The 15,831-nt window shown below is 63.4% G+C and carries 12 protein-coding genes; 4 read left to right on the forward strand and 8 right to left on the reverse strand.

Translation table 11 applies throughout. The features are described 5' to 3' along the window. Window positions 1-259: 259 nt before the first annotated feature. A complete protein-coding gene (locus tag BN1132_RS16510; RefSeq protein WP_042078886.1) occupies window positions 260-1,186 on the forward strand; it encodes a L,D-transpeptidase family protein in 927 nt (308 codons plus the stop codon). A 68-nt stretch (window positions 1,187-1,254) separates the two neighbouring features. Here BN1132_RS16510 and BN1132_RS16515 read toward each other — a convergent pair whose 3' ends face one another. The 5 genes from BN1132_RS16515 to fldB form a co-directional block, all read right to left on the reverse strand. Further along, window positions 1,255-1,632, reverse strand: a complete 378-nt coding sequence (locus BN1132_RS16515; RefSeq protein WP_042078887.1) for a VOC family protein — start codon at window positions 1,630-1,632, stop codon at window positions 1,255-1,257. A gap of 149 nt (window positions 1,633-1,781) precedes the next feature. After that, window positions 1,782-3,122: a TldD/PmbA family protein gene (locus BN1132_RS16520; protein ID WP_042078888.1), complete on the reverse strand. Its 1,341-nt coding sequence runs from the start codon at window positions 3,120-3,122 to the stop codon at window positions 1,782-1,784. Next, entirely contained in the window at window positions 3,122-4,522 is a 1,401-nt protein-coding gene (locus tag BN1132_RS16525) for a TldD/PmbA family protein (RefSeq protein ID WP_042078889.1), read from the reverse strand. Before BN1132_RS16525 ends, BN1132_RS16520 begins: the two co-directional genes overlap by 1 nt. A 185-nt stretch (window positions 4,523-4,707) precedes the next feature. Further along, window positions 4,708-4,851, reverse strand: coding sequence for an NADPH-dependent FMN reductase family protein (locus tag BN1132_RS20080; protein ID WP_408855545.1), 144 nt, complete (start codon window positions 4,849-4,851; stop codon window positions 4,708-4,710). A gap of 21 nt (window positions 4,852-4,872) precedes the next feature. After that, window positions 4,873-5,391: a flavodoxin FldB gene (fldB, locus tag BN1132_RS16530; RefSeq protein WP_042078890.1), complete on the reverse strand. Its 519-nt coding sequence runs from the start codon at window positions 5,389-5,391 to the stop codon at window positions 4,873-4,875. Between the two features lie 188 nt (window positions 5,392-5,579). Here fldB and xerD point away from each other — a divergent pair, with 188 nt between their 5' ends. After that, on the forward strand, window positions 5,580-6,479 hold the full coding sequence (xerD, locus tag BN1132_RS16535) for a site-specific tyrosine recombinase XerD (protein WP_042078891.1): 900 nt from the start codon (window positions 5,580-5,582) through the stop codon (window positions 6,477-6,479). Between the two features lie 86 nt (window positions 6,480-6,565). Here xerD and BN1132_RS16540 read toward each other — a convergent pair whose 3' ends face one another. From BN1132_RS16540 to BN1132_RS16550, 3 genes are all read right to left on the reverse strand, one after another. Next, complete coding sequence (locus tag BN1132_RS16540) at window positions 6,566-8,917, reverse strand: hypothetical protein (RefSeq protein WP_052447041.1); 2,352 nt, start codon at window positions 8,915-8,917, stop codon at window positions 6,566-6,568. A 709-nt stretch (window positions 8,918-9,626) separates the two neighbouring features. Then, window positions 9,627-10,037 (reverse strand): large-conductance mechanosensitive channel protein MscL, encoded by a 411-nt coding sequence (gene mscL, locus BN1132_RS16545; RefSeq protein ID WP_042078892.1) that lies wholly within the window; start codon window positions 10,035-10,037, stop codon window positions 9,627-9,629. A 330-nt stretch (window positions 10,038-10,367) separates the two neighbouring features. Continuing rightward, window positions 10,368-12,068: a hypothetical protein gene (locus BN1132_RS16550; protein ID WP_042078997.1), complete on the reverse strand. Its 1,701-nt coding sequence runs from the start codon at window positions 12,066-12,068 to the stop codon at window positions 10,368-10,370. Window positions 12,069-12,520: 452 nt separating this feature from the next. On the opposite strand from BN1132_RS16550, the gene BN1132_RS16555 reads away from it, so the two are divergent. After that, the gene (locus BN1132_RS16555) at window positions 12,521-13,855 is read left to right on the forward strand and encodes a sigma-54 dependent transcriptional regulator (RefSeq protein WP_244462959.1); all 1,335 of its coding nucleotides are present in this window, start codon (window positions 12,521-12,523) and stop codon (window positions 13,853-13,855) included. Window positions 13,856-13,951: 96 nt separating this feature from the next. Then, a complete protein-coding gene (gene recJ / locus BN1132_RS16560) occupies window positions 13,952-15,682 on the forward strand; it encodes a single-stranded-DNA-specific exonuclease RecJ (protein WP_042078893.1) in 1,731 nt (576 codons plus the stop codon). Window positions 15,683-15,831 lie beyond the last annotated feature (149 nt).

The following is a 15,831-nucleotide window of genomic DNA, read 5'->3' on the forward strand; positions in this document are numbered from 1 at the left end:
TTGGGGAGGGGCTGCCAGGCCGCCGACCTGTTCATTTTATGCTCATAAGAGCGATGTTAGGGTGTCAGCAAGCCGGGAGGGGCGGTCGCTGGGGAGGGAATGGATCTTTTCCGCGAAAAAGCCCATCTCCAAGTTGAAATTTTGCCCTACTCGGGAAAGAATGCGCGCTCGGTTATTGGTCTCGGGTGACGCGTCACAGAACAAGCCGAGGATGAGCAGGCCAAAGGCCCACAGGTACAGGAAACCATACAGGAATTTTATGAATCCCCTTCGCATTGCCGCTTCGGCCCTTTTTTGCACTCTGACCCTGGTCAGCCAGCAGGCTGCCGCCGTTGAATACGTGCTGCCCGCCGCGAACAGCCGCCTGATCGGCGAGAATCAGGAGTACGTGGTCCCCGCGGACAACCGTCCGCTGGAGCAGATTGCCGCTGACTTCCAGCTGGGTCTGACCAACATCATGGAAGCGAACCCGGGCGTCGACCCCTACCTGCCGACGCCGGGCAGCAAGCTGGTCATTCCCCATCAGCTGATCCTGCCGAATGCGCCGCGCGAGGGGATCGTCATCAACGTGGCCGAGATGCGCCTCTACTACTACCCCAAGGGCAAGAACGTGGTGCAGGTGCTGCCCATCGGGATCGGCCAGCTGGGGGTCAACACCCCGGAGAACTGGATCACCAAGGTGGAGCGCAAGCGCGCGAACCCGACCTGGACCCCGACCGAGAACATCCGTCGCCGCTACGCCGCCCAGGGCAAGACCCTGCCCGCAGTCTGGCCGGCCGGTCCTGACAACCCCATGGGTCTGCACGCCCTCTACATCGGCAACCTCTACGCCATCCACGGTACCAACGCCACCTTCGGCATCGGTCTGCGGGTGAGCAGCGGCTGCGTGCGCCTGCGCGCCGACGACATCAAGTACCTGTTCGACAACGTGCCGGTCGGCACCCGCGTCCAGTTCGTGAACCAGCCGGTCAAGACCACGGTCGAACCGGATGGCGGTCGCTACATGGAAGTGCACGAGCCGCTGTCGCGCACCGAGGAGGAGTTCAACTCCACCGCCGCCGTGCCGCTGCCCATGACCCCGGCCACCACCCGTTTCATCGCCCACGCCGAGAGCGACTCCAACGTGGTCAAGCAGGTGCTGGAACAGCGCACCGGCATGCCGACCCGTCTCAATCCAGAGGCCTGATGGCCAGCAGGATCCGCTGAAAGAACAACGGCGACCCCAGGGTCGCCGTTGTCGTGTCTGCCCGCCCGTCAGGCGGCTGGCGGGGCATAGAGGGCCAGCCAGTTCCCTTCGGTATCTTCGATGATGACCCGGGAGCCATGGCCGCTGCCGATGCTGTGCAGGGGTTCGAGCACCCGCCCGCCGAGCCGGGGCACCAGCTGCTCCGCCTCCTGCAGCCTGTCACCGAGGGAGAGATAGATGAGGGGGCCGGCGCCGCCGGGCTGGTGGTATTTGTCCATGGGGCCGAGGCAGGCCGCCGCGTTGTTGCCGTCGTAGCGCAACATGGCATAGCGCATCTCCTCCTCCTGGATGGGGGTGACCTGCACATCGAGCAGGGCCGAGTAGAAGTCCATGGCGCGATCCAGATCCCGTGTCGGAATGTCGGCCCAGACCAGGGTGTTGTCCATCGTCGTATTCTCCAGAGATTCCCGGCCAATGCGGCCGGTGGCTCTTTGAGGTTAGGAGTGGCCAATACGCGGTGCCAGAGGCAAAAAAACGGCGCCATCAGGCGCCGTTTTCAGTTGCAGGAAACCAGGGGGTTCTCCATGTCATTCAGCTATTTACCTGCGATGCTCAAGCCGCCGAAGCGGATCTGCGGGGCATAGAACTCCTTGCCATCGTCGTGGTGCAGCAGGTTGCCGACCGCCTCCAGCTCACTCAGCAGGCGATAGAAGTTGCCCGCCACCGTGATGCCGCGCACCGGCGTCACCCGTTCCCCGTCCCGGCACAGGAAGCCGGAGGCGCCGAACGAGAAGTCGCCGCTCACCGCGTCGGCCCCGGAGTGCAGGCCGTCGAGCTTGACCAGCTCCAGGTACTCGCCGCTTTGTACCTCGGCCTCGCCGTGGGGGCCGAGCCCGAACACCAGGTGGCGCGGGCTCACGTCCAGGGCACTGCGGGCACTGCGGGCGGCTGCACCGTTGCTCGTCACGCCGAAGTGGCGGGCGGTGGCGCTGTTGTGCAGCAGGGTCTTGAGCTCCCCCTCGCCGATGAGCAGCAGATCCGAGGTGGCGGCCCCTTCGCCGTCAAACGCCTTGATCTTCATGCCCCCCGGCATATGGACCCGGCTCTCCAGGGTGAGCCAGCGGGAGGCTACGCTCTGGCCCACCTTGCTGCGCCAGGGGTTGATCCCCTGCTGGGCCCACTTGCCCGACAGCGCCGACTGAAAGCAGCCAAACAGGCTGGCCAGGCAGTTGGGGCTGAAGATGACGCTGTAGCGACCGCTCGGCACCGCCTCACCCATCAGCAGGCCATCGGCCACGGCATGGATCTGCGCGATGAGGGGCACCGGGTCCAGCTCGTCGAAGCGGCGGCCGTACAGCCCCTGGTAGTGCATGGACTGGCGGCCGCCCCGCTCGATCAGGGCCGAGCTGTGGCAGCCGACGCTGAATTCCTGGTGCTGGCAGAACGAGCCCTGGCTGTTGGCGAGCCACAGCCGGCTCTCCCCCTCGAAGAAGCCGTTGTAGGGGGCACCGGTCACGTCCGGCAGGGCCAGCATGTCGGACTCGAGGCGCAGGGCCAGGGCGATCTTCTCTTCCACCGCCGTGGTGTCGGGCTGGTGGATCTCGGCGCAGTCGGTGGCGAGCCTGCTCTGCTGCACTGTGATGCGCTGGTCCGGGTCCACCTTGGCGAAGCGGCTGGCATCGAGCGCATCCTGCACCATGGCATCCAGGGCGGCCTCATCGAGGGCCTCCGAGTAGGCGATGCCGACCCGGCCTTCCTTGATCAGCCGAATGCCGATCTGCTGGCTGCTGGTGACCTTGTATTCACTGAGCTCGCCCTTGTCGGCCTTGAGGGAGAAGGCCCTGTCCTGGTTGGCGATGACGTCCGCCTCGGCACCGAGAGCGGCGACCTTGTCCAGCAGGCGGGCAAGCAGTTGGTTCATGTCGAGCTGGCTCATCAGGCGTTCCCTCCCACCAGGATGTTGTCCACCTTGAGTGGCGGCTGCCCGACCGAAGCCGGGATGGAGCCGGAGACAGATCCGCACATGCCGGCGGAGAGGGCCAGATCGCGCCCCACCATGGAGATCTCCTTGAGCACCTGGGGGCCCGTGCCGATCAGGGTCGCCGATTTCAGCGGTCTGGTTATTTTGCCTCCCTCGATAAGGTAGGCCTCCTGCACGTTGAAGTTGAACTCGCCGGTGCCGGGCTGCACCGAGCCGCCCCCCATCCGCTTGGCATAGATGCCGTGCTCCACGGTCGCCAGCATCTCGTCCAGGCTGTGGTTGCCCGGCTCGATGTAGGTGTTGCGCATGCGCGAGGCCGGGGCGAACTTGTAGGATTCGCGCCGTCCGGAACCGGTGCGGGCGTAGCCGGTGCGAAGGGCTCCCATCCTGTCCACCAGGAAGCCGGTCAGCACCCCCTCCTTGATGAGCTGGGTGTGCTGGGTCGCCATCCCCTCATCGTCGACGTTGATGGAGCCCCAGGCGTTGCCCTGCAAGCCCTCGTCCACCGCGCTGACCGCGGGGTTGGCGATGAGCTGGCCCATCTTGTCGTGGAACACGGACGCCTTCTTGGCCACCGAGGTGGTCTCCAGCAGGTGGCCGCACGCCTCGTGGAAGATGACGCCGCCAAAGCCGCTCTCCATGATGACCGGCAGGGTGCCGCTCGGGCAGGGGGCGGCACCCAGCTTCACCAGCGCCTGGCGGGTGGCGGTGAGGGCCAGCTCGCGGGGATCCACGCCGGCGGCGTGCTCCCACCCCTTCATGGCGCCGGGGGCCTCATAGCCCACGCTCTGCTCGCCTCCGTCCAGGGCGATGGTCTGGGCCATGATGCGGTTGTAGTGGCGGCGATCGGCCACCTGTACCCCTTCGCTGTTGAAGATCTCCACCTCCTGCTCCCAGCCCAGCACATTGCCGGAGAACTGGCTCACCTTGTCGCTCTCGGCGCGGGCCGCGGCGTCCATGGCGTGCAGGTAGGCGATCTTCTGCTCCAGCAGCTTGTCGGCCGACAGGGGCAGGGCGATCGGGTTGCGATCGGTCAGGCGGGTGAAATCGAAGGCGATGGCGGTCACCACGGGGTCACGCCTGTCTTTGGCCGCCAGCAGGGTGACGATGCGCAGGAGCTCGTTGCGATCGGCCAGGTTGGTGTAGCCGTAGAGCACCTTGTGGCCGTAGCACAGGCGCACGCCTATGCCGAAGTCGAGGCCGCCGCTGATGTTCTCTATCTGGCTGGAGAGCAGGCTGAGCTGGCTGCGGCGCTTGCGCTCCACAAACAGTTCGGCGAAGTCGGCACCCAGTGCCAGGGCGTGATCGAGCACGTCGCGGGCGATGGCGGGGGCCAACAGGGAGAATGAAGTCATAGAATATCCTTTTCTGGTCTGTCCGTTTGCTTCCGACACCCGGCTTTAGGTTGTTATAGGGTGTCGAACCCATTGTTGCAGACCAGAGGCCAAAAGTCGCTATAGCGTCAGGCGATGATACCAAACGAGAAAATCGGTGCGATTTATGCGCCCGGTGACCCGAAATCGGGCCACCGGCAGTGGGATCAGAGCCGTTCGTGGATCTCGCCGAGGATCTGGTCGACCCACTGCTCGATGCGGGATGCGATCTGGTCGTACTGGTTGGCATCGTCGAGGGTCAGGCCGACGACAAGATGATGGCCATCGTCGATCCGTATCCAAGGGGTCATCGAGCATGCAAGCTACCTGGATCAGAGCAGCTCGTGGATCTCGCTTAATATCTGGTCGACCCACTGCTCGATGCGGGATTCGGTCTGGTCGTACTGGTTGGCATCGTCGAGGGCCAGGCCGACGAAGTGGCGGCCATCGTCGATCAGCGCCTTGGAGGCGTCGAACTCGTACCCCTCGTTGGGCCAGTAGCCCACCAGCTTGACGCCCTTGGGCACCAGCTGATCGTGCAAGAGGCCGAGGGCATCCTGGTACCACTCGCCATATCCCAGCTGATCGCCCAGGCCGAACAGGGCGATGATGCGGCCCTCCAGATGCACATCCCTGATGTCTTCCCAGCGGGATTCCCAATCTTCCTGCAGCTCGCCGAAGTCCCAGGTGGAGATGCCCAGGATCAGGATGTCGTACTCCTGCATGCGGACGAGGGGGACATCCTTGATGTTGTGGAGATCGACCAGCTCGGGGCCGATGAGGGCGCGGATCTTCTCGGCGGCCATCTCGGTGTAGCAGGTGGTGGAGCCGTAAAACAAACCTATCTTCATCGCTCTTCTCTTGATCGCAGTAGGCCAGGGGGGCGGGCAACCGGCAGGGTGGCGCCCGGGGGAGGGCGCCAGTCTAGCAGATTGCCCGGCGCGCTTCACCGCCTGGCGGACGATGGAGAAGCCTGCCTTGCGGCCCGGGTGGGTCGACGCGCTACAATGGCCCCCTGTTTCCCTGAGCGCGGCGTACCATGAGCAAAGCTGAATCCCATCCCCTTATCGAGCCGTTTCTCGACGCCCTCTGGCTGGAGCGGGGGCTGTCTGACAACACGGTCGGCGCCTATCGCACGGATCTGGAAAAATTCGCCCTCTGGCTCGATGAGCAGGGGAGCTCCCTGCTGCTGGCCGGGCTGGACGACATCCAGCACTACCTCGCCTGGCGGGTGGACCATCAGTTCGCTGCGAGCAGCACGGCCCGCTTCCTGTCGGCCCTGCGCCGCTTCTATCAGTACCTCAACCGGGAGAAGCTGCGCAGCGACGATCCCACCGTGCTGCTGGAGGGGCCCAAGCTCCCCAAGAAGCTCCCCGCCGATTTGAGCGAGGCCGAGGTGGAGGCGCTGCTCATGGCGCCCCTGGTGGATGACCCGCTGGAGCTGCGCGACAAGGCGATGCTCGAGCTGCTCTATGCCACCGGGCTGCGGGTCTCCGAGCTGGTGGGGCTCACCGCCGAGCACGTCAGCCTGCGCCAGGGGCTGGTGCGGGTGGTGGGCAAGGGCAACAAGGAGCGGCTGGTGCCCATGGGGGAGGAGGCGGTGCACTGGCTGGAGCGCTACTACCGGGAGGCACGTACCCTGCTGCTCGGGGGCACCAGCTCGGACGTGGTGTTCCCTTCCAAGCAGGCGCGCATGATGACCCGCCAGACCTTCTGGCACCGCATCAAACTCTATACCCAGCGCGCCGGTATCCAGGGCGAGCTCTCCCCCCACACCCTGCGCCACGCCTTCGCCACCCATCTGCTCAACCACGGCGCCGACCTGCGGGTAGTGCAGATGCTGCTGGGGCACGCGGATCTCTCCACCACCCAGATCTACACCCACGTGGCGAACGAGCGGCTCAAGGCGCTGCACGGCCAGCACCATCCCCGCGCCTAGGCTCCCGTGCCCGGACAAAGAAAGGGGGCGACGGTTCAGCCGTCGCCCCCTCAATAGCCAGTTTCCCGGCCTGTTTCACTGCATCATCATTCCAGGGTCTGGATGGTGACCTCCACTTCGGCCTTGACCTCGTTGAGTTCGTCATCCTTCAGGGTGACCACCAGAGGTTCCGGGTTGATCGCCTTCAGATCGATGTTGCCGAGATCGGCGAGCCCGGGTTCGAGCTCCAGCACGAAGGCGCAGTCATAGTGGCCGCCGGGCAGTATGGCCCCCCCAGTGGTGCAGAAGGCGAAGGGCCCGAAGCCGGCTTCATGGGTACTCACCCCCGGCTCATCGTAGAGGGTGAAGCTGCCCGGAATCCCGTTCCCATCGGCCACATCGACCCCCTTGAAGGTCAGGGCGGTGACGGTCAGGGTGTCCACTCCGTTGTTGCTGATGCGGACAAAGCCAGCGGCCTTGAGGGCAAAGAGCTTGGTGATGTCGGGGGGGACATCGGTGAACTCCACAGTGGCATCATCGCTGTCGGTCACGGTCTGATTGTCCTCATCCTTGCCGCTGATGGTTGCCGTGTTGGTATGGCTCTCATCAGCATTGCCCTGCAGATCCTTGGAGAGGGTGCAACTGGCCGACTCGCCCGGGCTCAGGACGAAGCCGGCCAGCGCCACGGCGGGCAAGAGCGGGGCACCGTTCTTCCTGTTGACCTGGCACTGGCTGGTCAGATTGCCGAACACGTCATCATCCAGGTCATTGAAGGTGACCTTGTCCACGCCATTGGCATCGACGGAGAAGGTGAAGGTATAGGCCACCGAACGTTTCTCATCGGAGTCGCCCGTCTCGGGCACACTGACGGGGACGGCATCCTTTTGCAGCGTGATGGTCGATGCCACGTCATTGATGTTGACGGTGGCGCTGTCCTCTCCCGTTGCCTCATCCCCTTCGTTGTCCAGGGCCTTGGCGGTCACCTTGTTGGTGTGCACATCGCCGGCGTTGCCACCGACAAACTCGGTGACGCTGCACTGGAAGGGGGTGCCCTTGTACAGGGCCACGCCGCTGCCGAGATCGCAGGTGCCCTGCCCGTCCAGATCGCCGAACTTGTCGTCCACCAGGCTGGTCAGGGTGAGCGGATCGTCGTGATCGCCCGCGGTATTGGTGACCTTGATGGTGTAGGTCACATTGGCCCCCGGCTCCAGCACCTCGTCGGTGGAGGGGGTCTTCTCAACCGCTATGGTGGGCGGGACATTGGTGATCTCGACCAGCTTGGCGCCGCTGCAGTTGTTGCCGGCGGTCTGGAAGCCGGTCGGGCAGGTGCTGCCGTCGCCGACCGTGCCGCCGTTCTTGTCCTTGAACAGGGCCACTATGTTGTCGACGTACTTCTCGGGGCTCTGATCGTTGGGCAGATCGCGATCCTTGATATGCAGGGTGAACTGACAGCTGTAGGTGGCGTTGGGCAGCACCTCCTTCGTCGTCGAGCCCGCGGCGGGTTTCGCACAGGTGCTGCTGAGCAGATAGATGCCGTCCGCCGTCCCGACGCTCTCGGTAGCGCCCCAGAGGTCCACGCTCTTGTCGTAGGAGCCATCTCCGCCCACGTCTATCTCATCCTTCAGGCTGGCGATATACAAGGAGGCGACGCTCGAGTTGGTGAAGCTCAGGTTGTAGGTGAACACGCCACCCGGCTCGGGCAGGCTGGTCGGCTCGACCGTCTTGGTAATGGCAGGCGGCTCGGGTCTGATAAACACGTTGATGGCGAAGCTGTCACAGTTGCACTTGGACTTGGTGGCGGGCACGGCGCCGGGAGGAACCGTGCTCTCGCTGCAACTGAGGCTCTTCTGGATGTCCCAGGCCGCGCAGTAGGTGAAGAGGGCCTTGTTGGGATCCGTGGGGCTGGGTTGGCAGAGCATGGTGATGGGCTGGTTGAAGAGCGTGTATTGATCGGTGCCGTTGGCCTTGGTGATATCGCCGCAGGTGTCCAGGAAGTCGGTCGCCTTCAGCTTCGGTTCCAGATTCACATAGGCGACCTGGCCATTCTCCCCGGCGTCGCTCGCCTTGGGCAGCACGAGGCTGCAGTTTCTTGCTCCTCCCTGCACCACCTGCGGGCTCTGGGACGTTCTCGGCAGGTAGAAGGTGGTGTCATAACGCTCACTGGCGTTGGTCTTGATGGTCACGTCTGCGTTGAAGGTGAACACCTGGCCGTTGGTACACTCCTGGTTCGGATTCACCGGTACCACTTTGGAGACCTCGATGTCCTTGGCCGTGCAGTTGAGGCTGCCGCCCGAGAGTGAACCCCCCTTGGCAATATAGGCGTCTGCCATGCAGGCCTCTTGTTGCAGGCCCGGAAAGATGCCGGCCCAGGCCGGGGTGAGGTGGAGTCCCCCCAGCATGACGACCCCGAGGGGGAGCGTCAGGGATCTGAGCAGGCGATTGCGCTGACTTGATTTCATAGCATTTCCCTCTTCCTATCCTGTGGTTTTTTGTTCCATGTCACCCGGCTGCGACTGCCTGGGCCGGGTGATGTCCCAGGCCTGAACGTGACCACAAGGAGGCCCTGTCCCTTGCGAGTAACGCAGGGGGGCGGGCGCGGCCCTGTGGGGTGGGCATCGATAGACAGCACCCCTACAGCAAGGAATGCACCAAGCACATAAATATTTGAAAAATAAGAAATTAGCTCGGGTTTTGGTCGCGTAAACGGGGTGATGTCCGCGAAGTTGTAACGACGGCATGGGGGCGACGGCGAAGTCTTGAGCATAATTAATTGATAAATAATGCTTTTTTAAATATCTCCCCTGTTACAGCGATGGAACAGGGGCGCTCCGGGGTGGTCCCGTCAGCAGACGTGATGGCGGGGAGCTTGCGCCAGCGTGCAGAGGGGAGGCGGGGTGCCAGGCGGTGCTGGTGACTGCTGGCAGGGGGGCAGATAGTTCGGGCATCCCCTGTATCAAGGCTGAGACAACCCCATCGCCCGGCATGCTTGGCGCCCGCCCCGGCATCGCGCCCCGGGGAGGGGACTTGGCACAGATCCGTGTCGGGATGACCGGCTGCGAGGGGAGACGGGAAGTCTTCGCCAACGAGAGAGGGAGGCCACAGGGCCTCCCTCTTGCTATGGGGTGGTGCCAGGCATGCGTATTGGCGATGCCGGTGACACCGGGCTGCTTACTTCCCCTGTTGGGACTTGAGCAGGTCGCGGATTTCGGTCAGCAGCTCCTGATCCTTGGTGGGGCCGGCCGGTGCGGCGGCTTCCTCTTCCTGCTTCTTCTTCAGGGTATTGATGGCCTTGAGCCCCATGAAGATGGCGAAGGAGATGATCAGGAAGTCGATACAGGTCTGGATGAACTTGCCGTAGGCGATGACCACGGCCGGGGCTTCCCCCTCGGCTGCCTTCAGGGTCACGGCGAGATCGCTGAAGTCCACCCCGCCCAGGATCAGGCCGATGGGCGGCATGATGACGTCTCCCACGAAGGAGGAGACTATCTTGCCAAAGGCGGCGCCTATGATGATACCGACCGCCATGTCGATCACGTTGCCTCTGGATGCAAAGGCCTTGAATTCTTGAATCAGACTCATTTTTCCCCCTAAAAATGGACGGCGTGTGGCGTGACCACATCTGGTTTTGAACAATAAAACATCTGTAAAACAGAGGGATGGCTATGATGCCTCCCGTCGTCACGTTTAGCTTGCGGGGCTCAAGCCCGATTGGCAACCTCAATGCCCGAGAAATTTATGCCTCTGCCGCTATTAACGCTTTGCTCACTGCGGGGCGTGGTGGCCTCTGTGCCCGTCGGCGTTCGTGAGGGGGGCGATGGGGGGAGCAGACTCCCAGCCTTGATGCCATGAAGAAGGGCCATGGTCTGCACCATGGCCCTGTGGTTCATGCGTGACTAAAACCTGTCATGCCTAAGGAGTGGGGCAATCCGGGCAAGTCGGGCAGAGCGGGCAGGTGGCGGTCGCCGTGTCGGTGTCGCTGCCAAAACCGAGAGGAGCCGTCCCCGTGGCCGTGACGGTATCGCTGAAGGAGATGGCGCCGGGCTCTTCCGAACCTGCACTGCTGGGCGTGTAGGATCCTGAATAGTCCTTGCAGTCTGCCGCATTCAGCGTGCCTATGTTATGCACGTTGCCGCTGGGGTCGTCGGTCACGGTGACACCGCTCAGGTTCAGAGGAGGCTTGTAATCAGGGGAGTTGGGGTCACCCACCCCTGTGGTATTGCAGACCTCACCACTGTAGTCGACTCTGAGCACGAGCTGGCTGCCGGCGTCGATGACTTTGGTGCTGCAAGCCTTGGTGACGCTGATCCCGGGCTCTCGCTGGACGACGGGGCAGGTTGCCGCAGCGGATGCGGTGATGGACAGTGTGCCACCGTCGCTGGAGGCGGCCTTGACACTGACGCCGTTGGTCGGTCCGTTACCGGCGGAGCCGAAGCTGCCGCTGTAGTCTTCTGATCCCCCCTTGGCTATGGAATCGAAGGTCGCGACGACAAAGTCATCGCTGGTGTCGGCCGGGGTGCCGTTGTCGTCGGTGACGACGACGTCATAGATGGTGCCGAAGCCTGCATTGGTGACGGTGCCTTCGAAGCTGTAGGTGAAGCCCGTATCGTCGCCGTTTATATCGCCGCCGGTACAGACCTTGGTGATCTCGACCTTGCACAGTTCGAAGTTGTCCAGCACGAAGTCCTTCAAGGCTGCCGTGAAGGAGCTGGAGGAGCGGGTCTCGGCCATGAAGCTGCTGAAGCAGCCGTCACTGCCGCCGACGATCTGGCTGAGGTTGATCCCGCCCTCGAAGAAGCTCTCGAAGGGGAAGGTGCCCTGGGTGCCGCTCTTGGGGGTGTAATCGCTCCACAGGCCGCTGACACCGTTTGCCAGCGTGTTGGCGGGCACGGGCACATTACCCGTGTTGGTCAGGGCGCAGGCCAGGTTGGCACCGCCCTGATTGGCGCAGACGACGTCGTTGGCCCCCGAGCCCTGCAGTTTGAGCCTCAGGTTGGCGGCGGCGCATTGACCCGGCTGCGGGTTGTTGTTGGTCGCCTTGCTGCAGGTCGGATCCCAGGTCACCACGGCCAGATAGGGAACCGCGTTGCTCGCCTGCGGGAAGTTGATGAGCACCAGGGTGTCCCCCACTGTGTGTTTGCCGCTGAAGCCGCCATTGGGCAGGGCGGTGACCTTCTGCTTGAAGAACCAGAACCCCATGAAGGCGTCGCCCACATTGGAGATCCTGTCGGCACCGAAGTAGAGCAACAGGTCGTTATCCTCGTTGTAGGCGGCGGCATAGGCGTGGGTCAGGTCATCCTTGTCGGGCACGGAGCCATCCTTCCAGCTCCATTTGTCTATATCCAGTATGTCCTTGTTGCCCCCCTCGAAGATGGTCCTGGGGGCGGTGTCCTGAATGATGCCGGTGAACTTGGTTGCCGCTCCGCTGTCGGGGGGGGTGGCCCAGTCATCGCTGTTGAGGGCTGGATTGTCATCCTGCGGGTTGGCATCCAGCTCGAAGGGGGACTCCGCCGTGGCGGCCAGTGCCGGAGCACAGAGCGCCAACAGCAAGGCCAGGGCGAGGAGGCCGTGCTGCCAACAGCGTAGCCAGAGATGTATTGCTCGGGTATCCATGTTGCATTCCTTCTGCTTGTTGTTGTCCATGTCGTCCGGTGCTGTGTGCACAGCCGGGGGCGCAGCTGGAATGCAGGCTTTGTTCCACAAGGCCAATATGCTGAAAAACAAAGAAAAAGAAGGGTTTCAATACGCATCTGAAGAGGCGTTGTTAATGACATGATGCACTCCGGGACGCGCGCCTAGCGCACACGCCGATGGGACAACGAAGGGGGCTTTTTGATGCTGTCTCCAAGGTGGAACATGGTGAGGGGGATGATTGTCTTGCGAGCGATCGGATTTAATTGGCAAATATTTCAAATTTATTGTTTTTAATGGGTTTTTGTTGGTTTTGGGTCTCGTTTGAGAGAGTTTTCATCCCTGTTTCATCAGTGGCACAAGTCGACCTTCTATCCAATACTTTGCACATTGTTTGTGCCGCCATGCGGTGGGGGGCATTGATGGAAATTCGTATGCTGCTGTGTGTCAACACGAGCGAGGTGTGGCGTCCTCCGTCCAATGCATCCTCTCTTGGGTGGCGGGTCTGTTCGGCCTCGTCGCCGCAGGAGGCCTTCAGCCACTACGTACAGAAGGCTCCCAGAGTGGGAGTGGTGCTGCTAAGTGAGGGGGAGGCCGAGGCCGTGGAGACGCTCTTTCGCCAGACCTGCGGCACCATGGTCTGGGTTGCCCTCGCTCCCCCTCATCTGCTCGCGCTACCCAGAATGCAGGAGCAGCTTCTGAACTACTGCTTCGATTATCACAGCCTGCCGGTGGAGGATGATCGTCTGCTGGCCATACTGGGCCATGCGTTTGGCATCGCCTGCCTGAGGGGAGAGGGGCATCGCCCCTGCGGGCATGGCAAGGATGAGGGGGGGCTGATCGGTGCCAGCCCCGTCATGAAGCAGCTCATGCATCGGGTGGAGCGACTGGCCAAGGCGGACTCGTCTGTCGTGTTGCAGGGGGAGAGCGGTACGGGCAAGGAGCTGGTGGCTCGCCTCATCCATCGGCATTCCCAGCGGGCGAATGGTCCCTTCGTCGCCATCAACTGCGGTGCCATTCCACCCACCCTGATCCAGTCGGAGTTGTTTGGCCACGAGAAGGGGGCCTTCACCGATGCCTGGCGGCGCCATATCGGTTGTGCGGAGAGGGCGCACAAGGGGATCCTGTTCCTCGACGAGATAGGGGAGCTGCCGGTGCAGATGCAAGTCAACCTGCTGAGGTTCTTGCAGGAGCGCACCATAGTGAGGGTGGGGGGCACCGAGCCCATCGAGGTGGACATCCGCGTGATTGCCGCGACGAACAGGATGCTGGACAAAGAGATGGCACAGGGGAACTTCCGGTCAGATCTCTTCTACCGCCTCTGCGTGCTGGATCTGGAGCTGCCACCCCTGCGTGAGCGGGGGGAGGATATCATGCTGCTGGCCCACCATTTCCTGAACAAGATGGGTAGTCTGAATCCCAAGGTGCACGGTTTTACGGTCAGCGCCATTCACCAGATGATGAAATATCACTGGCCTGGCAATGTGCGGGAGCTCAAGAACCGGCTGGAGCGAGCCTTGGTCCTGTGCGAGGGGTGTCGCATCGATCACCAGGATCTGGGTCTGGCTCTGCCGCTGGCAGAGGGGGGCATTCGCCCGCTGAACCTGGTGAGGGCCGAGGCGGAGTGCGAGGCCGTGCGCCGGGCCCTGATACTGTGCGGCAACAATGTGACCGAGGCTGCCCGCCATCTCGGGATCTCCAGGCTGACCCTCTACCGGGTGCTGGAACGCTCAGCCCCCCCTGTGCCTCCTGAAGTCCAGACCTCCTAGAGTCTGGTCCCGCAAACTCCCCCCTCGCCGATCCGCTCAAGGCGTGTATCATACGGCCTGCCATAGCTCATAGCCTCAGAAGACAGGATCGAATTCATGCCCCTGCACATCCGTCGTCGTCCGCGAGTCGATGATTCCCATCTGCCCGCCACCCTGCACCCCCTGCTTCGCCAGATCTTCGCGAGCCGCGGGGTGGAGGATCCCGCCCTGCTGGAGCGCAGCGCCAGCCAGCTGCTGCCGCCCCAGCGCCTGTTCGGCATGGAGCAGGCGGTGCCACTGCTGGCTGACGCCTTGGCGGCCCAGAAACGGATCCTCATCGTCGGTGACTTCGACTGCGACGGCGCCACCAGCTCGGCCCTGTGCGTGCTGGCCCTGCGCGCCATGGGCGGTCGCCACATCGATTTTCTGGTGCCCAACCGCTTCGAGTTCGGTTATGGCCTCACCCCGGAGATCGTCGAGCTGGCGGTGGCCCGCGGCGCCGAGTTCCTGATCACGGTGGACAACGGCATCTCCAGCATCGCCGGGGTGGCGGCGGCCAAGGCGGCCGGCATGCAGGTACTGGTTACCGATCACCATTTGCCGGGTCAGGAGCTGCCTGACGCCGATGCCATCGTGAACCCCAACCAGCATGGCTGCGACTTTCCCTCCAAGTCGCTGGCCGGGGTCGGGGTCGCCTTCTATCTGATGGCCGCCCTCAACACCCATCTGCGCCAGAGCAGCTGGTATGAGCGCCAGGGTCTGCGCGCCCCCAACGTGGCGGATTACCTCGATCTGGTGGCCCTCGGTACGGTCGCTGACGTGGTGGCGCTGGATGGCAACAACCGCATCCTGGTTCATCAGGGTTTGCAGCGGATCCGGGCCGGCCGTTGTCGCCCCGGCATCCAGGCGCTGGTGGACGTGTCGGGCCGCGACGGTCGTCGCCTGTGCGCCGCCGATCTCGGCTTTGCGTTGGGGCCGCGCCTCAACGCGGTGGGCCGGCTCGATGACATGTCCCTCGGGGTCGCCTGTCTGCTCTGTGACGACATCAACCTGGCGCGCCAGTTCGCATCCGAAATGGACAGCCTCAACCAGGAGCGCAAGGAGATCGAGCAGGGGATGCAGCAGGAGGCGCTCGCCACTTTGGAGCAGATCCGTTTTCGTGACGGCGAGGTGCCCTCCGGCATAGTGTTGCACCGGGACGAGTGGCATCAGGGGGTGGTGGGGCTGGTGGCCTCCAAGGTAAAGGAGAAGTACTACCGCCCGGTCATCGCGTTTGCGCAGAGCAGCGAGACCGAGCTCAAGGGCTCCGGGCGCTCCATCCCCGGTGTGCATCTGCGCGATGCGCTGGAACTGCTCGACACCCGCCATCCCGGCCTGATGGGCAAGTTTGGCGGTCACGCCATGGCGGCCGGGCTGACCCTGCCCAAGGCCAATATCGAGGCCTTCGGTCGGGCTTTCGAGGCGGTCATCGGCGAGCTGGTGACGCCTGAGCTGTTGACCGGGGTGCTGCTCACCGATGGCGAGCTGCTGCCCGATGAGCTGAGTCTGGAGCTGGCGGAGCTGATCCGCGCCTCCGGCCCCTGGGGTCAGGCCTTCCCCGAGCCGCTGTTCGATGGCGAATTCGTGCTGGTGCAGCAGCGGCTGGTGGGGGAGAAGCACCTCAAGATGATGCTGACCACGGATTCCGGCCACGCGGTGGATGCCATCGCCTTTGGCGTCGACTTGCAGCGCTGGCCCGACGCCTCGGTGAAGCGGGTGCGGCTGGTCTACCGGCTCGACGTCAACGAGTGGCGCGGCAACCGCAGCGTGCAGCTGCTGGTGGAGCATCTGGAGGCCGCCGGCCTCTGATTCCCGCGAGTCTCTCTTGCTGCCGATGACGGTCACCCCAGGGTGGCCGTTTTTTTATGGTGTGAACCCGGATTTTGCCGTTGACCCGTCTATTGCTTCACAGTTTAAGCTTCCCTGCATCGGGTCACAGACCCCATTGCGAGTCGCTG

Origin of the sequence: Aeromonas sanarellii (genome assembly GCF_000820085.1) — a bacterium.
GTDB lineage: Bacteria > Pseudomonadota > Gammaproteobacteria > Enterobacterales > Aeromonadaceae > Aeromonas > Aeromonas sanarellii.